This window comes from Polyangium jinanense (assembly GCF_028435265.1).
In the GTDB taxonomy this organism is placed as follows: domain Bacteria; phylum Myxococcota_A; class Polyangia; order Polyangiales; family Polyangiaceae; genus Polyangium; species Polyangium jinanense.
Genome location: NZ_JAGTJK010000069.1, coordinates 12021 through 33944, shown reverse-complemented (window position 1 = coordinate 33944; position 21924 = coordinate 12021). Strand labels below are relative to the sequence as shown.

At 68.0% G+C, this 21924-nt stretch carries 17 protein-coding genes; 8 read left to right on the top strand and 9 right to left on the bottom strand.

Annotated features, from left to right (window positions below; all coding sequences use genetic code 11):
* The first annotated feature begins 53 nt into the window (after positions 1–53).
* Positions 54–1601: a sensor histidine kinase gene (locus KEG38_RS55900; protein ID WP_272419709.1), complete on the top strand. Its 1548-nt coding sequence runs from the start codon at positions 54–56 to the stop codon at positions 1599–1601.
* A gap of 5 nt (positions 1602–1606) precedes the next feature.
* A complete protein-coding gene (locus KEG38_RS49300; protein ID WP_272419737.1) occupies positions 1607–2530 on the top strand; it encodes a response regulator in 924 nt (307 codons plus the stop codon).
* 7 nt (positions 2531–2537) lie between these two features.
* On the opposite strand, the gene KEG38_RS49295 is transcribed toward KEG38_RS49300, so the two are convergent.
* Positions 2538–4016, bottom strand: coding sequence for an STAS domain-containing protein (locus KEG38_RS49295; RefSeq protein WP_272419710.1), 1479 nt, complete (start codon positions 4014–4016; stop codon positions 2538–2540).
* Positions 4017–4339: 323 nt separating this feature from the next.
* On the opposite strand from KEG38_RS49295, the gene KEG38_RS49290 reads away from it, so the two are divergent.
* Positions 4340–5644 carry a ferritin-like domain-containing protein gene (locus tag KEG38_RS49290; RefSeq protein WP_272419711.1) on the top strand — a complete coding sequence of 435 codons (1305 nt, stop codon included), beginning with the start codon at positions 4340–4342 and terminating at the stop codon, positions 5642–5644.
* Between the two features lie 91 nt (positions 5645–5735).
* The gene (locus KEG38_RS49285; protein ID WP_272419712.1) at positions 5736–7058 is read left to right on the top strand and encodes an amidohydrolase family protein; all 1323 of its coding nucleotides are present in this window, start codon (positions 5736–5738) and stop codon (positions 7056–7058) included.
* Positions 7059–7092: 34 nt separating this feature from the next.
* On the opposite strand, the gene KEG38_RS49280 is transcribed toward KEG38_RS49285, so the two are convergent.
* Positions 7093–8262: a glycoside hydrolase family 88 protein gene (locus KEG38_RS49280; protein ID WP_272419713.1), complete on the bottom strand. Its 1170-nt coding sequence runs from the start codon at positions 8260–8262 to the stop codon at positions 7093–7095.
* A gap of 163 nt (positions 8263–8425) precedes the next feature.
* Between KEG38_RS49280 and KEG38_RS49275 the strand changes: the two genes are divergently transcribed.
* Entirely contained in the window at positions 8426–9547 is a 1122-nt protein-coding gene (locus tag KEG38_RS49275; RefSeq protein ID WP_272419714.1) for a Type 1 glutamine amidotransferase-like domain-containing protein, read from the top strand.
* Positions 9548–9552: 5 nt separating this feature from the next.
* Positions 9553–10521, top strand: coding sequence for an alpha/beta fold hydrolase (locus KEG38_RS49270; protein WP_272419738.1), 969 nt, complete (start codon positions 9553–9555; stop codon positions 10519–10521).
* Between the two features lie 16 nt (positions 10522–10537).
* Here the strand turns inward: KEG38_RS49270 and KEG38_RS49265 are convergent, their stop codons facing one another.
* From KEG38_RS49265 to KEG38_RS49235, 7 genes are all read right to left on the bottom strand, one after another.
* Entirely contained in the window at positions 10538–11125 is a 588-nt protein-coding gene (locus KEG38_RS49265; protein ID WP_272419715.1) for a hypothetical protein, read from the bottom strand.
* 130 nt (positions 11126–11255) lie between these two features.
* On the bottom strand, positions 11256–11834 hold the full coding sequence (locus KEG38_RS49260) for a hypothetical protein (protein WP_272419716.1): 579 nt from the start codon (positions 11832–11834) through the stop codon (positions 11256–11258).
* 13 nt (positions 11835–11847) lie between these two features.
* On the bottom strand, positions 11848–14922 hold the full coding sequence (locus KEG38_RS49255) for a serine/threonine-protein kinase (RefSeq protein ID WP_272419717.1): 3075 nt from the start codon (positions 14920–14922) through the stop codon (positions 11848–11850).
* A gap of 63 nt (positions 14923–14985) precedes the next feature.
* Positions 14986–15336 carry a hypothetical protein gene (locus tag KEG38_RS49250; RefSeq protein WP_272419718.1) on the bottom strand — a complete coding sequence of 117 codons (351 nt, stop codon included), beginning with the start codon at positions 15334–15336 and terminating at the stop codon, positions 14986–14988.
* A 21-nt stretch (positions 15337–15357) separates the two neighbouring features.
* Positions 15358–16509 carry a zinc-dependent alcohol dehydrogenase gene (locus KEG38_RS49245; protein ID WP_272419719.1) on the bottom strand — a complete coding sequence of 384 codons (1152 nt, stop codon included), beginning with the start codon at positions 16507–16509 and terminating at the stop codon, positions 15358–15360.
* Positions 16510–16610: 101 nt separating this feature from the next.
* On the bottom strand, positions 16611–17285 hold the full coding sequence (locus tag KEG38_RS49240; protein WP_272419720.1) for a DUF2490 domain-containing protein: 675 nt from the start codon (positions 17283–17285) through the stop codon (positions 16611–16613).
* A gap of 51 nt (positions 17286–17336) precedes the next feature.
* A complete protein-coding gene (locus tag KEG38_RS49235) occupies positions 17337–19463 on the bottom strand; it encodes a protein kinase domain-containing protein (RefSeq protein WP_272419721.1) in 2127 nt (708 codons plus the stop codon).
* 591 nt (positions 19464–20054) lie between these two features.
* Between KEG38_RS49235 and KEG38_RS49230 the strand changes: the two genes are divergently transcribed.
* The gene (locus KEG38_RS49230; RefSeq protein WP_272419722.1) at positions 20055–20660 is read left to right on the top strand and encodes a hypothetical protein; all 606 of its coding nucleotides are present in this window, start codon (positions 20055–20057) and stop codon (positions 20658–20660) included.
* Positions 20661–21288: 628 nt separating this feature from the next.
* The gene (locus tag KEG38_RS49225; RefSeq protein ID WP_272419723.1) at positions 21289–21894 is read left to right on the top strand and encodes a GyrI-like domain-containing protein; all 606 of its coding nucleotides are present in this window, start codon (positions 21289–21291) and stop codon (positions 21892–21894) included.
* Positions 21895–21924: the final 30 nt, after the last annotated feature.

Genomic DNA, 21924 nt, shown 5'->3' with positions numbered 1-21924 from the left:
ACAAACCCCGCATCGGACTTGACAAACCCGGGCGCCCGGCATCACCTTCCGGCGTGTCTTTCCTCGACGACGTGCGCCGCTGTCTCGACCGCCCGGAGGGCTCCTCGTGGGCGCTCTCGGGCCTCGGCGCGCATCGAAAGACGCTGCTCGACGCGCTCGAAGCCCTGGAAGCGCGCGGCGAGCCCGAGGAGAAAATCGAGCGTTTGCACGACGTCTGGTCCGACAAGCTCGGGGCGTTCGTCCAGGAAATGCAGCGATTGCTGGAAGGCGGCCTCGCGTTCGGCGCGAATGCTACGGAGCTGCATGCGCTCGTCGATGTCGCCCTCCGCCGCCGGCTCGGTTTGTCCGACTCGGCCGGCTCGCGCATCCGCGATCGCGAGCTCGATCGCCTCTCCAGCGAGGTCCTTTTTTCCATCCAGCGCCCCGAGCGCACCCCGAACCTCTGGCCCGAGCGGTATGCGCTCGAAGTGCGCGCATTGCGGCGCGCCGAGAGCGAGACGCTCCTCACGCCCATTGGCCGGCTCGTCCTCGGCTTGCCCGAGCGTGATGCCGTCCGCTGGCTGCTCGCCGTCGAGGTCGCGCAATCGCGCGGGCCTTCGGATCCTTGGCGATTGTCGCGCGGGGCCGCGGCGCGCCTCGTCGCGGCCCGCAGGCTCCGCGTCTTCTGGTATGGCAGCGAAGTGGCCGCGCATCCGCAATCGCTCGATCGCCTCGCCGCGCTCGGCCTCCTTTCGTTCGAGGACGAGGCCGAGGAGGCGCTCACCACCTACGAGCTCACCGAAAATGGCGCCGAGCTGCTTGCAGAGGTCGCCTCGGGCGATACGCCGATGGTCCTCCTCGCGGGCGCGCTCATTCAAGATGAGACGGCCGCCGTCCTCGGCCGCATTCGCGCCGCCACCGCATTGATCCAGCGCGAGAGCGCTGCATTCGCCATGACCCGACACGCGCGCATGGTCGCGCACGAGATTCGCAATGCCCTGGTCCCCGTGCGCGAGGCCATCGATGACCTCTTCGCCTCGCTCCAGCGCGACGGCCGCGGCACGCTCGTCGATCGGCACGGCGCCACCATCACGGGCGGCGTCGATCGCATCTTCCGGTTCATGACCGAAATGGCGCAGGTCGTCGAGCGCGCCGGCCCTCCGCCCGAACCTTTCGACATCGCGGCGGCCATCGAGGACGCGCTCGCCGCCCTCGCCGAGGAGCTCGGCCGCGTGGCTTTTTTCGACCGGCCCCGCTTCCTCCCGCATGTTCGTGGCCGCCGCGATCGGTTCGTCCTGGCCATCGTCGATTTGCTCCGCAATGCGGCGCGCGCCCGCGACGACCGTCCGGCCGAGATTCGTGTGGCCGCCGCGCTCGACGGAGGCGGCGCCATCGTCGTCACCGTCGACGACGACGGCCCGGGCGTCCCGCCCGAGTATCGCAAGGCGATTTTTGCGCCCGGGTTTTCCTTGCGTCCCGGGGGGACGGGGCAGGGGCTTGCGCTCGTGCGCGAGGTCGCGCGCGCGGAGCTCGGCGGCGAGGCGCATTGCGAGGAGAGCCCGCTCGGCGGCGCTCGATTCGTCCTCCGCCTGCCCGTGGATGCCGGAAGGAGCGCCGCGTGAGACCGATGGGCCGCATCTTGATCATCGACGACGATCCGAGCTTTTTGCAGCTCTATCGCGCGCGGCTCGGCGCCGAGGGATATCTCGTCGAGACTGCGGACGAGATCGAAAAAGCGCTCGTGCGGCTCGATCAGGGCGGCTGGGACGTCGTGCTCGTCGATCAGAAGCTCGACGGCAAGACGGGCCCGGACACCGGCCTCGACCTCGTCTCCGAGGTTTCCCGACGCGCGCCGCTCGCGAAGACCATCCTCGTCACGGGGTATGCCACGGAGGCCGCGGTCACGCGGGCCTTTCAGGACGGCGCCTACGATTACCTCGAAAAAGGCCCGATCTTTCGCGTCCTCTTGCTCGCAAAACTTCGCAATGCGCTCGAGGCCGTGCGGGCGCACCATTTCGGCGAGCTTTCCTCGGACGAGGCCGAGGCGGCGATTCGCGACACCTGGGCCGCGGCCGAGAGCGAGACGGATCCGAACCGCAAGGGCAAGCTGCTCGAAGACCTGATGGTCCTCGTCTTCAAGACGATCCCTGGCTTTCGCCACGCCTCGGCTCGGCGCCGCAACGAGGAGGAGGAGATCGACCTCGTCATTCGCAACGAATCCACCGATCCCTTCTGGGTGAACGAACGCACCTCGTACATCCTCGCCGAATGCAAGAACTGGACGCGGCCCGCCGGCGCCACGGAGATCCGGAGCTTCTTGTGGAAGCTCTCGCGCAAGTTCAATCGCTCGCGCCTCGGCCTTTTCATTGCGCCGGGCGGTTTTTCCGCGCCCCTGCGCAGCGATCTGCACGGCGAGCGCCGGGACGATTACCTCGTTCTGCTCGTCGGAAAGGCCGACCTCCGGGAGCTCGTCCTCGCGCCGGACCGAAATGCATTCATGAAGAAATTACATGAGAGAGCCGTGCTGGAGATGCATGGCGAGGGCCGCTGAGAAACCGTCAGCGCTTGCGCGCGCCGATCAACTTTCGCAGGGCCTCAGCCAGCGTCGGGTAGGTGCGGCGTGATTGCATGTCGACGCCGAGGTCCACCATCGTCTTCGCCACGCTCGGCCGGATCCCCGAGAGCAGCCCGGTCGCGCCGACGAGCTCCACGCTGCGCATCACGTTCGAGAGGTGCTGCGCCGCCTCCGCGTCGACCGTGTCCACGCCCGTCAGGTCCAGAATCACCGCGCTCGATTGCCGGCTGACGACCTCCGTGAGCAGCCGTTCGAGCAGGATGCTCGCGCGGGCCTGATCGATCGAGCCGATGAGCGGCACCACGAGCACGCCCTGCCAGACCTCGATGATCGGGCTCGACAAACCGACGATGGCCTGCTTTTGCGATTGGATCAGCGCGAGATGCTCTTCGAGCCGCCGCTGGTACTCCACGCGGTCGGTCACGTTCTCGGCCACCGAGTAGATACGCACCACGCGGTCGCCGAACGTGTCACGCACCGGGATGATCGTGTTGCGCCAGTGCGACGTGACATGCGATATCTCGGAGACGAACTGCTCCCCGGAGAACGCCCGCTTCATGTCCGCCTGGAAATCCTCGCGGCCGCTGTAGAGCTCATAGAGGTTTTTCCCGACGAGCTCGCCGGGCTTGAGGCCGAGATCCTTGAGGCCATTTCCCAGGGACATCTTGCACGTCCCGTCCGCGTCCATGGCCCAGATCGCGAGGGGCAGCTCCGAGAGCGCGCGGATCAAGGCCTTGGCCTGGAAGGTCTCTTCCGTGTTCTCGTTGGCGCGAAGCGAGAATCCAACGATCGAGGTGATGTCGCCGGCTGCGTCTCGCACGGGCGTGAGACGACGTATCCAGTAGGACATGCCCTCGATGCTGTCCGAGTAGAGCTCCTCCCCTGCGAGGGCGCGCTCGGTCTCCTCCCGGGCAGTCGATCCGGGTGGATAGATCTGGAGCGCATTCATACCGACGAGCGCGCCCGGCGCGATTCCGAAGTGGGCCAGCCCCTTGCCTTCCGAGACCAGGATCGTCCCATCCTTGGCGATCGCCCAGAGGATCCCCTCGAATCGATCGAAGATCTTGCCGAGGAGCACGCTCCGAAGCGGGACAGGCTCGTCTTTCGTGAGGAGGGGAGCGAGCGGCGCTGGAATGTCCGTGCGGGGCTCCGCGGGGCCGTCCATCCGGACGCATACCCCACCGTTCCCGACCGACCATGCGGTCCAGCGTTTCGCCGTGCCCGCCGCGGAGCGCGCCGAAAACGTCGATTTTGTCGATTGCCCGCCCGCCACGGCCGCGCAGGCCGACGACACGACGCTCCGATCCGCCGCGTCGAAGAGCGCGAGCAGCGACGATGCCTCGCCAAGCTCTGCGCGGGCCGCTTCATTTTGCGCCACCACCACGTCGCCCTCGACGAGCAACAGTGGATCCGGGCACCCCTCGAACACCCCACCGAGATGACGGTGTATGTCCCCGATCATGGGATCGGCTTTAACAGAGACAGGAGAAAGGCACAACCCGAGGCGTCATCATGGCGTCCTCACACGAACATTGGTAATTTTTGCACGTGTCCGGCCTTTCGTCCCGACGATCGGGCCGTCGAGTCCTCGCGCTCGAACCGATATCGCCCCGTGCTTGCGGCGAATTTTCGTCCCGTGAGCACGATTTTGTCCCTGTTGCCATTCTGTGCCAGGGATGCGCGCCATGGAGCGGCAAGGGTGCCAGGGAGTTTTCGGCCGCCCTCGCGAAAAGCCGCGTTTCTCCGGCTGGAACGGCCCTTGCCGTGCCGGGGGTCGAGGTGCTCATGGCCAGGTCCAATCGAGTCGGCAGAATTCTGCGTCACGTCCTTTCTCTTTCGATCGCGCCCGCCGCCGTCGCTTGCGGGATCGACACCGACGGCTTCACCGCGATCACGTGCGGCAACGATCGTCACCTCTCCGATTTGCGGACCGCCGAGGAGCTCGATTACATGGAGCTCATCAACATCGGCGAGGGAGGGTCGGATGAGCCGCGCGTGGTCACGACCTTCGGGGACAAGTGCGGCTCCGCGAGCAACGTCGCCATGTGCGAGGCCGCGATCGCCGCCGCCACGTCGGCCCAAGGTTTTCGCATCGGCCAGTGCGTCGATTTTTGCCCGCGCCACATCCTGGTCACGAACAAGGGCGACGAGGTGAAGGTCCTCGATACGAAGGAGGCCGTCCTCGCCTTGATCCGACCCATCGATACGGCCGGCGAGGCCGTGCTCGCCGCTGAGCTCGCGGAGTATCAAATCATCTGCAACAACACGGACGAGGGCGGCGTCCGGGCCTCGGGCTCCGGCTTCGACGTGCTCGGCACGCGATACACCGAGATCTGCGATCCGATCGAGCGCGAGCTGTACCTCCTCGACATCAATGCCGACGGGAACGTCCAGGAAATCGACTCCGAGGTCATCGAATCGGAGTCCGGCGCCTGCATTGGCCGGCGTCCCGCGGGGCTCGCGCGCCGCAAGGCCCGCGGCTCGACGCGCGTGGGCGCGTATCTCGCGAGCGTGGCGCGTCTCGAAGCCGCGAGCGTCGACGCGTTCGAGGCCCTCGCCGCGGAGCTCGTCCATCACGGCGCGCCGCGCGCGCTCATCGAGCGCGCCGATATCGCGCGACGCGACGAGGTCCGGCACGCGCGGGTGATGCGCAGGCTCGCGTCGCGTCACGGCGGGCAATTCCGTGCCCCGAGTGTCGCAAAGCAAGCCCCGCGCTCGCTCGAGGCCATCGCGCTCGACAATGCCGTCGAGGGCTGCGTGCGCGAGACCTTCGGCGTGCTCGTCGGCATGTGGCAAGCGCGCGCCGCCAAGGATCCTGCCGTCCGTCGCGCCATGCACCGCATCGCGCTCGACGAGGCCCGGCACGCCTCGCTCGCGTGGGCCATCGACGAATGGATTCGCCCGCGGCTCGACGCCGCCGCGCGGGAGAGGGTGGAAGCCGCGCGGCGGAATACGCTCGAAATCGTGGCGGCCGAGGCGCGGGCTGGAAATGACCCCGAGCTCGTCTCGACCCTGGGCCTCCCCGATGCTCCTGCCGGCGAGCGGCTCGCTCGGCATTTCAAGGAAGCCGTGCTCGCGCTCGCAGCGTAAAGCGCGGACGGTGGGCTCGCGGGGCCGCCGTGCGGGCTTAGATTTCCTGGGCGGGCGCGCTATCGTGGCGCGTTTGCCCAGGAGGTCCACGATGCCCCGGATTGCCAGGATGTTGTGCATCACCGCCGTCGCGGGCGGTTGCGTCGGAACCCCGGCGATCGCGCAACACGATATCGGTGGACGGATGGATTTCCTGCCGCCCGCGCGGGAAGTGAATCGCTTCACCGAGGCCCCTCGTGGCCGAACCCTGGCCATCACGGGCGCGACGCTCTTCGATGGACGCGGCGCGCCGCCCGTGCCCGACGCGGTGGTCGTCGTCCGCGAAGGACGAATCCTCGCCGTCGGTCCGCGCGGCGCCGTGGAAATCCCTGCGGGCGCGGAGATCGTCGATGCGACGGGACAATCCGTTTTGCCCGGCCTCATCGACGCCCATTTCCACCTCGACGGCGACATCCCCCTGCCGTCCCTCTTCCTCCAGCGCGGCGTGACGTCCCTGCGCGACCCAGGCGCATGGATCGAGGCGTATGATCCGGTGCGCTCTTCCTCCGCCCCGATTCCGCGTCTCTTTTTGACCGGACCCCACCTCGACGCGCCGCCGCCCGCGCACCCGAAGGACGCGCTCCTCGTCCTCGATCCGGCCGAGGCGCGCGCGGCCGTCCATCGCCTCGCGGATCAGGGCGCGTCGGCCATCAAAATCTATTATCGATTGCCCCTCGGCAGCATCCGTGCCGTCAACGAGGCTGCCCACGAGCGGGGCCTCATCACGACGGCGCACCTCGAAATCGTGGACGCGGGGGACGCCGTGCGCGCCGGGCTCGACGGCGTCGAGCACGTCACTTCGTTCGGCACCGCGATCGTGCCGCTCCGCGAGGCCGAGGCTTTCCGGCAGGCTGTCCTCGCGGACAACGCCGCCCGCGGCCCGGCTCGTTATGCGCTCTGGAGCAACGTCGACCTGGATTCCCCGAGCGTCCGGGCGATCCTCGACCTGCTCGTCTCCGAGGGCACGTTCTTCACGCCTACGCTCGCCATTTTCGAGCGCCGACCGGGCGATCGGGGCAGCAATGACGCCGAGGTCCGCGCCTTCACCAACATGCTCGGCTTCGTCCGCCGCGCGCACGGCGCCGGCGTCCGGATCGTGGTCGGCTCCCATTCCGACGTGCCTCACGCCGAGCGCGGAGACGCGTACGTCCGCGAATTGGAGCTCCTGCACGAGGCCGGCCTCTCGCGGGGCGAGGTCCTCTCGGCCGCCACCCTGGAGAACGCGAGATTCTTTCGTGTCCAGGACCGGCTGGGGAGCCTCGAACCCGGCAAAATCGCCGATTTGATCCTCGTCGGCGGCAATCCCGGCGAGGACCTCGCCGCCATGCGCGACGTCCGCCGCGTCATGCTGAACGGCGTATGGGTCGGGCCTTGAGCGCCCCGGCGCGTAGGTCGATACGATGATTACGTCAGCGCGGGCCGAGGGACAACGAGAGCAACGCGAGGAATGCTCCCTCGCCGTATTTCGTCCTCGGATCGAACCGCACCACGTACCTCGCCGGGTCCGCGGCCACGACGGTGCCAGTGCTCACGAGCGAGAGATCGGGGTTTTGCCAGCGCGGCAGGAGCGCGGAGAGCGTCTCCGTCGCGACGCACGCATATTGTGATTCGGGAAGCCAACCCATGCGAGCGCCCACGCCCATTCCATAGGCGATGAGCGAGGAGGCCGACGTCTCTTCGACATTCCCTTCGAGCCCCTCCGCCCCGAGGACCGTCATCCAGAGGCCGGAGGGTCTTCGTTCGGCGAGCAGCGCCGCGGCCGTTCGCCGGTAGCTCTCCAGAATGAAGGAATAGGAAGGGTGGCTCTCTGGCAGGTGAAGGAGCACCTCGGAGAGCCCGGCCATGACCCAGCCATGGCCGCGTCCCCAGAAGACAGGGCTCCGCCCGGTGCTCGGATCGGCCCACGCGGGCAGTGTTCCCTCGGCGCTCCGCTCCGCCCAGCCGTGTGCGTGCAGGCCGGTCCGAGGATCCATGAGGTGCTGGATATGCAGGACCGTTTGTCGCGCGGCCTCGTTGATGATGGCTTCGTCACCCGTGGCCTCCCCGAGCCGCGCGAGGAACGTGAGGAGCAGGAAATCCGAGTCGACCCAGAGCTCCACCGAGCCCTGGTACCCTTCCAGTAAGGAAGAAATATGTGAAATGCTCCCGTCCTCGGCCCGCCGAAAGGTCCGCTGCATGTAGTCGTGGATGCTCTTCGCCGCCGCGAGATACCGGGCTTCGCCGGTCTCCTCGTACAGGAAGAGCAAGTTGAGCCCGCAGGCGATGAAATCGACGTCTGGCAAGAGCGGCTCGAACGACCCATCCTCGCCGATGGCCGTATCCAGGCTCGACTGCAGATATTCGAGCCACGCCCCCCGGGCCGCCGGATTCGTCGCATACACCTTCTCCACGCCCCACAGGAGCGTCGCGTCGCGCCAGTAGCAGAGGGCGCTCGAAGCCGGGTATTTCGAGCGGACCGCGGACAGCACCTCGCCCGCGACAGCCTCGGCGCGCGCGGGTGGTGGAGCTGGGCAGGCGGCCGTTTGGAATGGGGGAGGAACGAGCAGGACGACGAGCAACAACGTGAGCAGAGTTCGCATGGTCATTCCCTTCTTTCCGGCACCCAGACGGCCTGCAAGGAGCGTGACCCGGCCGCGCTCGAACACGCGGGCGACCGGGCCGGGCGCCGCCCATCCATCCCGCTCCGCGCGCGGTCGCGACCTCCTTCGCCTTGCCGCCGCCTTCGTGTACACTCCGCCCCGCATGCGCGGCGCCATCCTCTTCAACGGCAATGCCGAGTCCGACGAATGGCTCGTCCGGGCCGCGGCTCCATTCCTCGCGACGTCGCGGCACAAGGATCCGGCGGTCGCCGCCGCGCGCCGCACCCTGCTCGTCACGGCCGGCTGGGCCGAGCACGAGTACGACGAGGCGCACGTCAAGCGGGCCCTCAACGCCGCGGGCTTTCCCTCCGTCTTCGAGGACGGCTTCGATCGCGCCCACGAGAACCTCTCCTTGCTGACCGAGCTCGACGGAGTCCTCGCCGAGGCGCCCGAGCTCGCCGAGGCGTTCCGCGAGCTGCGCCGCGCCGAGGCCACCGCGCGCAGGTTTTACCTCGAGCACAACGCGCACACGATCGACCTCTTCCGCCGCACCCTGCGCGAGGCGAAATCCGAGGCGCCCGATACCGATCTCCAGAGCCTGCTCGCCGACATGACGCATCCCACGGGCCCGCGCGCGCTCGCCCGCCACGCCCTCGCGCGCGAGCTCCGGCGCGCCTTCCACACGCTCGAATCGAACGACGACCACCTCTTCGAGCTCTTCGGTGATATCGAGCGCCGCGCCTTCGACGCCGCCGGCGCCCTCTACCACCCGGCGTTCCGCGCCGCGAAAGAGCGGCTCGAAGCGCGCATCCTCTCCTCGAGCAACATCTTCCTCTTCGGCGGCCGCCTCGATCTTTTGCTCGGCGCGCTCCGCTTCTTCCGCCTGCGCGACGTCTTCGTCGAGGCTCTGCGCCGCGGCGCGCAGATCGTCGCCGTCTCCGCGGGCGCCATGGTCCTCTGCGAGCGCGTCATCGTGTACGACGATTTCGCCGAGACCCCACGCGATTTCCAGCTCTACGACCGCGGCCTCGGCATCGTGCAGGACATCCAGATCTTCCCCCATTGCATGGAGCGCATTCAAACGGACGACCGCGACAACCTCGCCTACCTCGCGCGAAGGTTCCGCCACCACGCGTGCGTCGGCCTGAACCAGCGCTCGCTCCTCCTGCTCGACCTCTCGCCACGCCGGGCCGTGAGCGTCGGCGCGGGGGACGGCGTCTACGTCTTCGGCCCCGACGGGAGGAAGCGCTGCCATCGCGCCGGCGAGGAGGTCGCGATCTCGTGAATGGTATGGTTGACGGGAAAAACCGGGTATTTTCGTTCCTCGGCCACTGGTTCACCGTCGCGCCGGTCGCGCGGCACACGGTCGCGCCGCGCCGCATTTCGGCTTCCGTTCCCTTTCGGCTGACGGTCCCGGACACGAAATACGGCGAGGTCCGCCTCTCGGGCCGATTGCACCACGCGGCGTCGGATACGCTGCTCGTCGTCGTCCACGGCCTCGGGGGGGACGTCCGCAGCCATTACGTACTCTCGGCCGCCGCCGCCGCCGAGGCCGCCGGAATCGCGAGCCTGCGCGTCAACCTGCGTGGCTCCGACCGCACGGGCGAGGACATCTATCACGCGGCCATCACCCAGGACCTCCACGCGACCCTCGCGAGCCCGGAGCTCGGCCGCTATTCGCGCATTCTCCTCCTCGGATACTCGCTCGGCGGGCACATCGTCCTCCGCGCCGCCACCGAATCACTCGACCCCCGCGTCCGCGCCGTCGCCGCGGTATGCCCTCCGCTCGACCTCTTCGTCGGCGCGCGCGCCATCGACGAGCCCGCGCGGCTCGTGTATCGACGCCACGTCCTCTCGGCCATCAAGGAGATTTACGCCGAGGTCGCCGGCCGCCGCCCCGTGCCTTTGCCGCTCGCGGAGGCGCGCCGCATTGCCACGATCCGTGACTGGGACGAGCACATCGTGGCCCCGCGCTTCGGCTTCCGCGGCGCGGACCATTATTACGGGGAGTCGAGCGTCGCGCCGCGCCTCGCGACGCTCGCCGTCCCCTCGCTCGTCGTGGCCGCCGCGCACGACCCCATGGTCCCGGCCCACACGCTCCTGCCCATTCTCTCCGGCGCCCGCCCGCCGCTCGAGGTGCGGTGGATCGATCGCGGCGGGCACGTCGGTTTTCCGGCCCGCGTCGACCTCGGTTTTCCCGGGTCGGGCGGGCTCGAAGATCAGGTCGTCGCGTGGCTCCGTGATCGCGCGGGGGCTTGACGCGGGGCCCTTCGGTTCATTTGGGGACGCACGTTCCCGGCGTGTCCGGGTTGAAGCACATCTGGTTGCACGGGCAGACACTCGCGCCGTCGCATGTGCCCCCCAGGCAATCCGCGTCGGACCAGCACTTCGGCAGCACCAGCTTCTCCTTGCAGCGGTTCATGACGCACGTGGTCGTGAGCGGGCAATCCGAAAACGACTCGCAGCATTCGTCCAAGCCCGGGCATGTCGCAGCATCAACCGAGCCCTCGGGGCACTCCCACGTCCCGCTCATGCAGACGGCGGGCACGGTCTCCGCGGATTGGCAGGTTGGTCTGCACGTCGGCCCAATGGCGCCACACGGGACGGACACGCCGCCCGTGCCGCCGTCTCCGCCGCTCCCGCCCCCGAAACCGCCCATGCCGCCGCTGGCGTGGCCGCCGCCGACGCCACCCACGCCGCCGTGACCGCCACCCCCGCCGCTCCCGCCGCTCCCCGCACTGCCGCCTTCCCCGTCACCCCCTTCACCCCCGTTCCCCGAGGGCGGCCGATAACCCCCGAGCCCGCAAGCCGTGAACATCAAGGAAACGAACGCGATCGAAACGAAGCCAAGTCGATGGTTCATGCCCCCGATGATACCATGAAATTGCGTTGCGGGACCGACCCGCGATATGCGCCGGCCGAGCGGGCTCGAAGATCTGATCGCCGCGTGGCTCCGGGACCGCGCGGTCACGTGAGCGTCGGGGCCATGGTTGTCAAGCCGGCACACACTTGCCCGGCGTATCCGGCGTGAAGCACGTGTCCCCGCAGGCGCAGACGATGGCGCCTTCGCAAACCTCTGCTTCCGTGCATTCCCCGTTGGTCCAGCATTGCCCGGGGAGCACCGGCTCCTTGCACACCTTGTTGACGCAGGTGAACATCGCCGGGCATTCCGACGGCGTCGTGCAGCAACCGGACTGCATCGGGCATGTGCTCGCCTCGGCCGAGCCCGGGGGGCACACCCACGCGCCGCCGATGCATTCGGCGTTCGTCAGCATGTTAGGCATGCAGTCTTTCAAGCAGACGGGCGGCGTCTGATCGTTGCAATTCCCCCCCGACCCCCCATTGCCGCCCGTGCCGCCGCCGCCGTGGCCGCCGCTCCCCGCACCACCGCCGACGCTGCTCGAGGTGACCGCCCCGCCTCCCTCGCCGCCGGTGCCGCCGGCGCCCCCCACGCTCGTGCCCTCTCCCCCTTCGCCCCCGTTCCCCGTGGGCGGCTGATAACTCCCGAGACCACACGCGGTGAACACCAGGGAAACGGTCGCGATCGAAACAAAAGCAAGTCGATGATTCATGCCATCGATCGTATCACGGAATGGCGAACGACCATATGACCGTGAGCGGCTTTCCCTCGAATGGCTGTACGATTACCTGCCGGAACGCGCGATCCACGCACGCCCCGACCTTCGTCCCCACGAAACGCTCGTCGAGCGAGACGGCCGAGACCGTCCCCTTCGGATCGAGGACGAGCGCGACCTTGCCGTTGCCCTTCGGCTGCTCCTCGTCCTCGCGCTTGCAGGAGGCCGCGACCACCTTCGCCTGCGAGAGCTTGGAGTACGCCTCGCCGAGCACCACGGACCGCGCCACGGGCCCGCCGCGCGGCTGCGGCAATGCCGTCACCGGCCCCGTGAGCCCGGGTTCGACGACGGGCGGCGGGATGTGCTCGGTCTCGCGCAGGAGGTCTTCGAGCGGCTCGGGCAGCTTCGCGTTGTCGCGCTCCTGCTTGACGAGGTACTCGTCGAGCTGGCGGACGACGCTCGAATCGAGCGCCGTGGGCTCCTTCGGCTCGGAGGGCGACGCCTTCGTCTGGGGCGTGAGCGAGCCCTGCACGAGCTTCAGCGCCGTCAGCGCCGCCTTCGCCTCGGCCTCGCGCTTCTCGGCCTCCTTTTGCCCCGAGACGGCGCGCTCCCGGTCGGCCTGCGCCTTCGCCTCGCGCGCGAGCGCGAGCGCCGCCTCGGCCTTCGCCATGGCCGTGTCCGCCTCGGCCTGCGCGCGCTGGGCCTCGAGGTCGACGTACACCGTCCCCGCCCCGAGCGCGATGGCGCCGGCCAGGATCCCCACCACGCCCCCGATGATCCGGCTCCGCTGCGCCGCCGCGACGCTGGCCGCGTAAAACCGTTTTGCCGCGCCTTCGAGGCGCATCTGCCGCGCCCGCAGGATCTCTTCGAGCAGAAGCAGGCGGCGCCTTCGCCAGAGGAGCTCGGGGTCGGGTTTTTCCTCCCAAACCTTCGCGGCCTCCTCGAAATCCTCGATGACGAGGCGCTCCTCTCGCTCGCTCGCGACCCAGTCCCGGAGCTTCCCCCAGTGCACGAGCAGCGCCTCGTGGGCGAGCGTCACGAGCTCGACCTCGCCGTCCTTGCGCCGCTCGGTCTCGCGCAGGACGAGCCGCGCCTCCGCGAAGACCTGCACGACCGCGCGCGCTGCGGGGCCGAGCTCGCGCACGAGCTCTCCGATCCGCCGCGTCATGCGCGCTCCTGCGGGCGTCGTCAGCGAGAGCAGGATGCGCTGCACCATGCGCTCGGTGCCCGCCTCCTTCACCGCGCGATCCATGGTCTCGTTCGCGTGCCGCGAGAGCGCCCCGGAGAACTCGATCGCGCGGAGCGACGATCGCGTGATGAGCTTCCTCGCGCGATCGCGGCTGTGCCAGAGCTCGCGCAGCGCGAACTCGACGAGCGGCATCGATCCGGCCGTCGTCTCCAGCGCTTCGAGCAGCTCCTTGCGCAGCCGCGGATCCTCGAACGTGTAGCCGTAGCTCTCGAACGCCGCGTCGATGACCTCGCCCCACGCGGCCGATCCGAGCGGCGAGACGAGCACCGCGCCGCGCGTGATCACGCGGCCCACCTGCTCGTGCGCGAGGATCGGATCGAGCAAATCGCGCCGCGCAGTCACCACGACGCGAAGCCCCGGCCAGGGACGCTCGCCGAGCCGCGCGAGCAGATCGAGCGTCCACGTCTGGCTCTTTCCGCCGGGGCCCTGCGCGAGCGTGGCGATCTCTTCGAGCTGATCGACGAGCAGCACGAGCCCGCGCTTGCTCTGCGAGAGCCACGCCTCGACGCGCGCGGCCGCCTCTTCGGGCGAGCGCTTCGGATCGAGGCCCATGTGAAAGAGCGCCGTCGTGAGGACCTGCCGCGGATCGGTGCCGGGCGAGATCAAAACGGTCTCCCATTGCCGCGGACCGCCGAGCGCGCCGTCGGCGATCGCGGGCAGGATGCCGGCGCGCGCGAGGCTCGATTTGCCGCTCCCGCTCGGGCCGAGCAGCGCCGCGAGGCCACGCGTGCGCAAGACTTCGAGCGCCGCCGCGACCTCGACCCTGCGGCCGAAGAACACGTCGCGGTGCTCCTTCTCGAACCGCTCGAGGCCACGGAATGGGCCGTCCTCTTCCGGCGGCAGCGCGCGCCTTCGCCCGACGAGCGCGCTGCGAATGCGTTCGAGCTCGATGGCCACGATCTCGGCGGATCGAGGCCGCCCCTCCGGCTCGGGGGCGAGCAGCGCGTCGACGAGATCGCCGAGCGAGGCCGGGAGTTCCGACACGAGCTCGGCGAGGCGCGGCGGCTCTTTTCGCCCGTGGAGGACGTCCTCGTCGAGCGAGCCCCGGCCCGCCGCGGGCGTCCGACCGACGAGGCAAACGAAGAGCACCGCGCCGAGCGCATAGAGATCACTCGCGCTCGTCGCGGGCGAGAGAGCACGCCAGCAGACTGGATCGACGAACCCGCGTTTTCCCCCGATCGCTTCGAGCGGCGAGCGAAAGCCTCGATCACTCGGGCGATCTCGCGGCGTACTCGGCGCGCTCGGGATCTTCGATCGCATCGAGGGAATGGTTTGTCCTGGCGTGGCGGTCGACGCGGCCGAGATGCCGAAATCGATCAGCTTGTACGCCGCGGGCGTGCCGAGCAGGGCGGCGTCGACGACCACGTTCGCGGGCGAGATGTCGCGGTGCACGAGCCCGGCGCCGTGGACCGCGACGAGCGCCGAGGCGATCGCGATGCCGGCGTCGATCGTCTCGCGCACGGACAGCGTCTGCTTGTCGCGCAGCCGCTCGCCGAGCGACTCGCCCGCGACGTACTCCATCGCGAGGCCGATCACGCCGCGCGTCTCGTCGACGGGGAGCTGGTAGAAGCGCACGACGTTCGGGTGCTCGACGCGGCAGAGCCGGGCGGCCTCGTCGATGATCGCTTGCCGGCCCGCCTCGCCGCCCGCGTCGAGCGAAAAGAGCTTGACCGCCGAGAGCCTTAGCTTCGTCGTGCCCGCGGTCTCTTCGGCCAGCCAAACCGGCGCGAAGCCGCCGCGACCGAGTTGCCGTACGAGCCAGAACGCCCCGATGCGCCGCTCGGCATCGGGGAGATCGGTCAGCCGACGGACGGCTTCGGGCAGGGCGCTCGACATGCCAGGGCGGACATTGTCACGAGGCCAGGGCGGCGTGTCAAATGGAGCTGACGCGGGATCGAGCTAGGTGCGCGTGCGCCGGAAGAGGTCCTGCACCACGTCCACCCGATCGGCGGCGATGCGGAGCATCCAGTGGCTCACGCGATGGTCGGGAATCGCATACGCAATGAGGCGCAGCCTGCCCGAGAGACCACGCGGCGGCAGCGCCGTGCTGAAGACGGGCGTCGTGCGGGTCGTCTCCATCTCCGGCCGCGTCCGCGCCGCCTCGTCGAGAGGCTGCTGTTCGGGCTGGATCCAGTGCGCGTTGCCCATCGGGCGCGGTGACGTCTCGCGCGGTACGCCCGGCCTGTCCATCAGGTCGCGGTCGGCGCCCCAAAAGGGCAGGTCATTCGGTCGATGTTCCTTCCTTTGCATCTTCGCCTCCCTTCTGGAAAGTCACTTGGTCCCTGGCGGAATGAGCGCCACCTTGAGGACCCCGTCCTTGCGGGCATTGAAGAGGCGATACATCTCGGCGGCCTCCTCGAGCGGCACGCGATGGCTGATGAGCGCCTTCGGGTCGATGCGGCCCTGCCGGATGTGCTCGACGAGGCGGGGCATGTAGCGCTTGACGTCGCATTGACCTGCTTTGATCGTCAGGCCTTTGTTCATCGCGCTGCCCACGTCCACGAGGTTCCACGGCGGCCCGTAGACGCCGATGATGGAGACCCTGCCGCCGCGCCGCACCGCCTGGATCGCCCAGTTCAGGGCCACGGGCGATCCGGCCTGGACGCGGAGCGCTTTGCCCAGGACGCCGTGCAAAAGGGACCCTTTGGCTTCGAGGCCGACGGCTTCGATGCACACGTCCGGGCCACGACCCTCCGTCATTTCGAGCAGCCGCGAAACGACGTCGGGGTGCTCCTTGAAATTGATGGTCTCCACCGCATTGTACGTCCGGGCGAACGCGAGGCGGTCATCGATGGAGTCGATGGCGATGACCCTGCGCGCGCCAAGGATCCACGCGCTCCTTTGCGTGAAGAGCCCAACGGGCCCGCAGCCGAAGACGGCCACGGTGTCCTCGGGCGTGATGTCGCCCATTTCCGCAGCCTGGTATCCGGTGGGGAGGATATCCGAAAGAAACAGCACATCCTCGTCGGAGAGGTCGTTCGGGATCTTCATCGGCCCGACGTCGGCGAACGGGACCCGCACGAGTTCGGCCTGTCCGCCCTGGTAGCCGCCGGTCGTGTGGGAATACCCGAACACGCCGCCCACGACCTTCGTCAGCGGATTCGTGTTGTCGCAAAGCGAGGTCCGCTCGCGCTGGCAGAAGAAACACGTGCCGCAGGCGATGTTGAAGGGCACGACCACACGATCGCCGCGCGAGAGGCTCGCGACCGAGGGGCCGACCTCCTCGACGACGCCGGTGAACTCATGGCCGAAGATCGTGCCGACGCGCGTGTCGGGGATGTAGCCGTTGTACAGGTGCAAATCGGAGCCGCAGATCGTCGCGCGTGTCACCCGAAGAACGATGTCGTTCGGATGCTCGATCCGCGGCTCGGGATTTTCCTCGACGCGAACCCGCTTTGGACCATGGTACGTGAGTGCCAGCATACGTGATACCTCTCCCGAGGTACACGAATGCAAGAGGCAGACCGGCGGTTAGCGGGCCGAACGATTCCGAGAGAATCGCGTCAAAGCTGGAATTGCGGGCGTCACTTCGCCGGCGGCGGCACGTCGAAGAAAAGCGACATGAAAAAGACCCGGTCGTGGGTCCACCCCGAAGCATCCTCCCGGCTCCGGAGCATGAAGCCTGCGTCGAGGCGCGTTTGGGGCGAGAGCATTCGCGCGAGGCCGATCAGCGCGCGGTTTTGGTTCAGACCGAGCCCCGAGAGATCCACGAGCACCTCGTCCCAGACGAACGGCAGCCATTTCGCGCCCTTCGGCGCGTAGTTGATCCGGAGCTGATTGCGATACCGGTACCTCGTCTCCGTATCGCGGAACCTCGCCTCGAACCGGTTCCGGTCGTTCCACGTGAAATCGCCGATACGACCAAAAAAGTTCGGCTCGAACTCGAAACGCGCCTCCTGCGCGAATGCGCCCGTGGCCAGGCGATCGGCGTAGATCGTCCCCTGGACGCCGATGAACAGGAAGTCGGTCAGGAAAAACAGGGGGCCCGTCCGCAGGAACGACTGGTGCAGGCCGCCGCTTCGACCGTTCAGGCGCGACTCGGCGTACACGCGGAGGTCGATGCGGGGGAACGTCGGCTTGTCCGCGCGGACGATCGGCACGCGGTTCTCGGACCAGAGCCAGACTTCGTAATCAGCGTGCGCCTCGGACGCGAGGCAGAGCGCGAGGAGGGCGGCAGGGACGGCGAGGGCGCGCTTCATGCCCTGCAGTCGAGCCACAGGTTTCGTTGGTGGTCAAGCGATCGGGCGCGCCTAGCTCTGATCGAGCACCGCGGACGTGCTTTGCCAGCTGCCGATGTCCCGCGGCACGAGGTTCGCCCCGCCACCACGCGCGTCCATGACACGCGCCCCTTCGTGCGTGAACGTGATGCCGACGAGGGGCGGCGCCCCCGGGTCCTTTTCGTAGTACGTCCGCCACACCGGCGACGTCGAGCCTGCTTGCCGACGCATCACCGAGGACATCGTCACGATCCACGGCAGGCCCACCGGATCGAGCGCCATCGCCACGGGCCGATCCTTGGCCTCGACCTCCTCGGGGATCACCGCGCCTCGATCCAGGCCGAGCACGAAGCCCTCGCCCGCGGCCCACGAGAGCCGCTCGCCGCTGCAGAGCGCCGTGTACAGCGCGGGTTTGTCCTGCACGCCCGTCGCGTACACCGTCGTCTGTCCGTCGTAACTCGCGAACAGCGCGCGCCCGCGCGTGCCCCTCGCGTTCGCGCCCACGACGAGCATGCCGTAAGGACCCGAGGACAGAGCGAGCACGTGACCCGACAGCGGGAGCGCGACGGGCGCGGACCAGCCCTCGTCGTTCCAGAGCCAGAGCTCGGGCAAGCTGTCCTCGTCGCCCTCCACGGCTGCCGTGACGACGGCGAACGTCTGCCCATCCCCGAGTGCCGCTTCGATCGGCGTCTCGCGCGGAGGGAGCACGAGCGGGACGATCTGACCCGGCCGCACGAGCCGCACATGCGACGGGCCGACGAGCGCAAAGCCCGCGTGCGGGCCGCGCACCACGAACGTCGTCGCCGCGACGACCGACGCGTCCTTGGGCCCGATGGGGATGGGCAACGCGCGTGGGCCCCAGAGGTACATCAGCCGCCCACCGAAGCGCACGAGCGCGCGGCCGTCGGGCTGGAACGCGACGTTGCCGGGCCTGAGCGGCGGCAGCATCACGCCTTTGATCTCGACGGGCAGAAGCTCGACGATCTCCGCGGTCGGCTCGAGCGTCACGGCGGGGCTCGCGAGCGCCTGCGTCGTGCGGAACGCGGTCGTCGCGCGGTCCTCGCGCGCGGCGCGGGCCTTCCAGCGCGCGGCGGCCGCTTCGAGCAGGGGCAAGAGCGCATCGGCGAAGGCGCGTGCGGAGTCGAACCGCGAAGGCGCCTCACGCGGGGCGAGCGCGCGCGCGGCCTCCTCGTTTCGCAAGGGATCGGGCAAGGCCGGCGAGGCGGCTTTGCCGAGCACACGATCGAGCTCGGCGAGCGTCGCGCGATCGGCGGCGAAGCCCGGATGCAAGCGCGGCGCGGTCACGAGCGATCGGCGCTCGCCGGTCACGAGAAAGCCGTTGTCCCAGGGCCCGCGGCACCAGTGCTCGCCTCCGAGGACGAACCACACGACGGCGGCGAGCGCGTGCACATCGGTCCACGGGCCGATGAGCGGATTCTTCTCGCCGGGGCGCGAGAGCCACTGCTCGGAGCCTGCGTACTCGCGCGTGAGCGCGGCGATCGTGTACGTCGCGTCGGCGACACGGGCGATGCCGCAGTCGGCGATCTTCGGCGTCTCGTCGCCGACGGGCCCGACGATGAGCACGTTGTCGGGCTTGAGATCGCGGTGGATGATGCCCTCGTCGTGGAGCGCGAGCACGCCCTCGACGATGCCGCGGCAGAGGCGCAGCGCGCGGATCGGATCACATCCGTCGGGCGCGCGCGTGATGCGATCGGCGAGCGACGATCCATCGGGCCCGCCGTCGACGTACTCGAGCGCGAGCCAAGGCAGTTTTACGGTCCGCCCGCGCACGTCGACGGGCGCCTCGCCCATCCCGTAGAAGCCCACGACGAACTCGGTGGGCGGCGTGCGGTCCATGATGCGGCTGAGGGCCGTGGCTTCGCGCTGCGCGAGCTGCCCTGCGAAGATCCCCTCTTGCATGAGGTCCGACACCATGGCCGGCTTCATGACCTTCACGGCGATGCGGGGCGGACAGAGCGGCGAGAGCGCGCTCGAACGTCTTGTCGGATCGACCTCGGCGAGGAACACGCTCGACATGCCGCCCACGCCGAGCAGCCTGGCGAGGCGTGCGCCGGTGGGGCTGCCCCACGCGTCTGCAAGCGGGGGCGCGCCGCGCGCGAGGTCGCGGAGATCGACGTCTTGGGAGCGCAGGAGCGGCATGCTCGGGGAGCGATGGTAGGCGCGGATGGTGCCTGCCGTCAAAGTGCGCGACAGACGGGCGCGGGCGGAGGTGGGGGGCGCGCACGTCGCAGGGCTTGAAAGGGGAAGCCGCGCCCGGGTTCCAGAGTGCCTGCGCGCGTTCGCCGCGCTCGGGTTCGTCGGAAAGCTCAACGCAATCGACGCCGAGACCAAGGAGCTGCCCCCGGCTCGCCGGACCGGAGGAAGCTCGCCACGCCCGTCCTTGAGCGGTGCGCGAACGGGCGCGAAGCATCGGCAGGGCCCAGAAGGGCATGATGTGTGGTGTCGAAGGGTTCTGGATTTGTCTTGCAGATTGGGACCGTGTCGTGAGACCCATACTTCCGTGGGCCTGGGTGCTGCCGGGAGCTTCTGGTCAACGAGCCACGTTTGCGCCGCGGGGGGGCGGGCTGTAGCGTCGATCCGCAGCGCAGCGCCCCTTCGCCTCTCATCAATCAAGTGGGCTCACGATGCCCAGGGGGTCGCGATCGATGATGTGGGTGTAGATCATCAGCGCGGAGAGGTGGTTATGCGGCTGCGGGCTAATTCCACAGTTAGCCGGAGGAAAATCGTACGATGAAGCCTGCAGCCTTTCTAGATTATCCTGTCATCGATCACCTGCTTCGCATCGACGATGGCCGCTACTTGGGGAAGCACCAGGCAGCTCTGCTTGAGTTGCGAAGTCGTGCTCGGGCCGCAGAAATATCGCTCTGGATGTCCGAGATCGTACAGGTGGAAATGGCCCACGGGCAGCAGAACCCGCGGCTGACGCCGGAGAAGCGCACGCGCGCGGAAGCGAACGACGCACGCAAAATTACGATCGCTACCGACATGGGCGTGCGCTGGCTCGCGTATCCGTGTGCAAAGACGAACGACGAGTACACCCTGCTCGACATCTCTTTTCGATGCGCTGGGTTCGAGTGGAACGAGGCAAACACGCTCGAAGGCGAGCTCGAACAGATCAAAGGCATCTCCAAAGGAGACGCGCGGCACCTGGTTTCGTGGATTTTTGGATGCGATACCGCGGCGCTCGACTTCCATCCAACGCTCAACTGCTTCGTCTCCGAGGATGAGCCATTGCGCGAGGCGTTGCTCCAGTTCCAGCCGCGGGCTGCCAATCAGGTTCTCCGCGAGGCGAAAATTTTGTCGGTTGCGGAATTTGTTGCGCTCGTTCGTACATAACCCGGCTAACAAGGCGCTGGATCTGACGAGCGCTTCGCGCCCGCGGCTCAGCGCCAGGCCGTTAGCCGCGCAAAGGACGACGCACGATGACGGGTTCCGGACAACTTCTGATCGAGGGGTTCCATCCCGGTGAGCTTCCTGAAGCGCTTGGTCCAGAGCTCGAAGCAGAGGCCGTGAGCGGTCGCCCGCTCGTGGTACGAGTCGGGACAGCCGACGTGCTCCTCTCGCTCGCCACCGAGGGCAGTGTCCTTCGGACGGAGCTCGCCCATGTTGACGGCGGGGGTGAGGGTGTGCTGCCGGCTTTGATTCCGGCTTTCGTGCGGCTGGCCCAGCGCCGAGGCGCTGCTGAGATCGAGTGGCTCGTCTTCGCGACGAGTTGCGCGCGCCCGAATCCAAGAGTGCGCCCCATTCTCGAAAGGCGTGGCTTCGTGGTTCGGGAGATCCCCGGGCGCGGCTTCTGCTACCATCGGCGAGATGCGGTGGAGTGCAGTCACGATGCCCGAACCACTTCCGGAGGGACCGAAAGGGCCGGCTAACAAGCGGCTGGTGCTGACGGTGCGCCGAGCTTCGCTTTGCTCGGCACGGCGCACCGCAGCACACCCGCGCGTTAGCCGTCATTGGAGGGCTCGTGGGCAAGATTGATCTCAAGAGCGAGTTGAAAGACCTGTACAAGCCTTCCGCAAAGGAGGTGGTCGAAATTGACGTTCCTGCGTTCAACTTTCTGATGGTCGATGGCGAAGGGAATCCCAACACATCCAAGAGTTACAAAGAGGCGGTAGAGGCTCTCTATTCCGTTTCATACACCATAAAGTTTGCACTAAAGAGGGAGAAGGGACTCGACTACGTGGTAATGCCACTTGAAGGTCTGTGGTGGGCGGACGACTTGACTAGCTTCAACCACGGTGAAAAGGAAAGTTGGAAATGGACAATGATGATCATGCAGCCGCCGGAAGCTGCAAAGCAGATAGTCGAGTCGGCGATTGCAAGCGTTCAAGACAAGAAGGGACTGCCCGGGCTTCAAGGCATTCGTTTTGAAAAATTTAGAGAAGGTCGGTGTGCGCAAACATTGCATGTAGGCCCGTTCTCGGCGGAAGGTCCGACAATCCAGCGGGTGCATGACTACATATCAAGCCGTTCTGCCCTTAGGGGCAAGCACCATGAGATCTATCTGAGCGACATTCGAAAAGCGGCACCTGAAAAATGGAAGACAATCATCCGTCAGCCAATGGAATGACGGCTAATGATTCAATTGAGTCGACGCCAC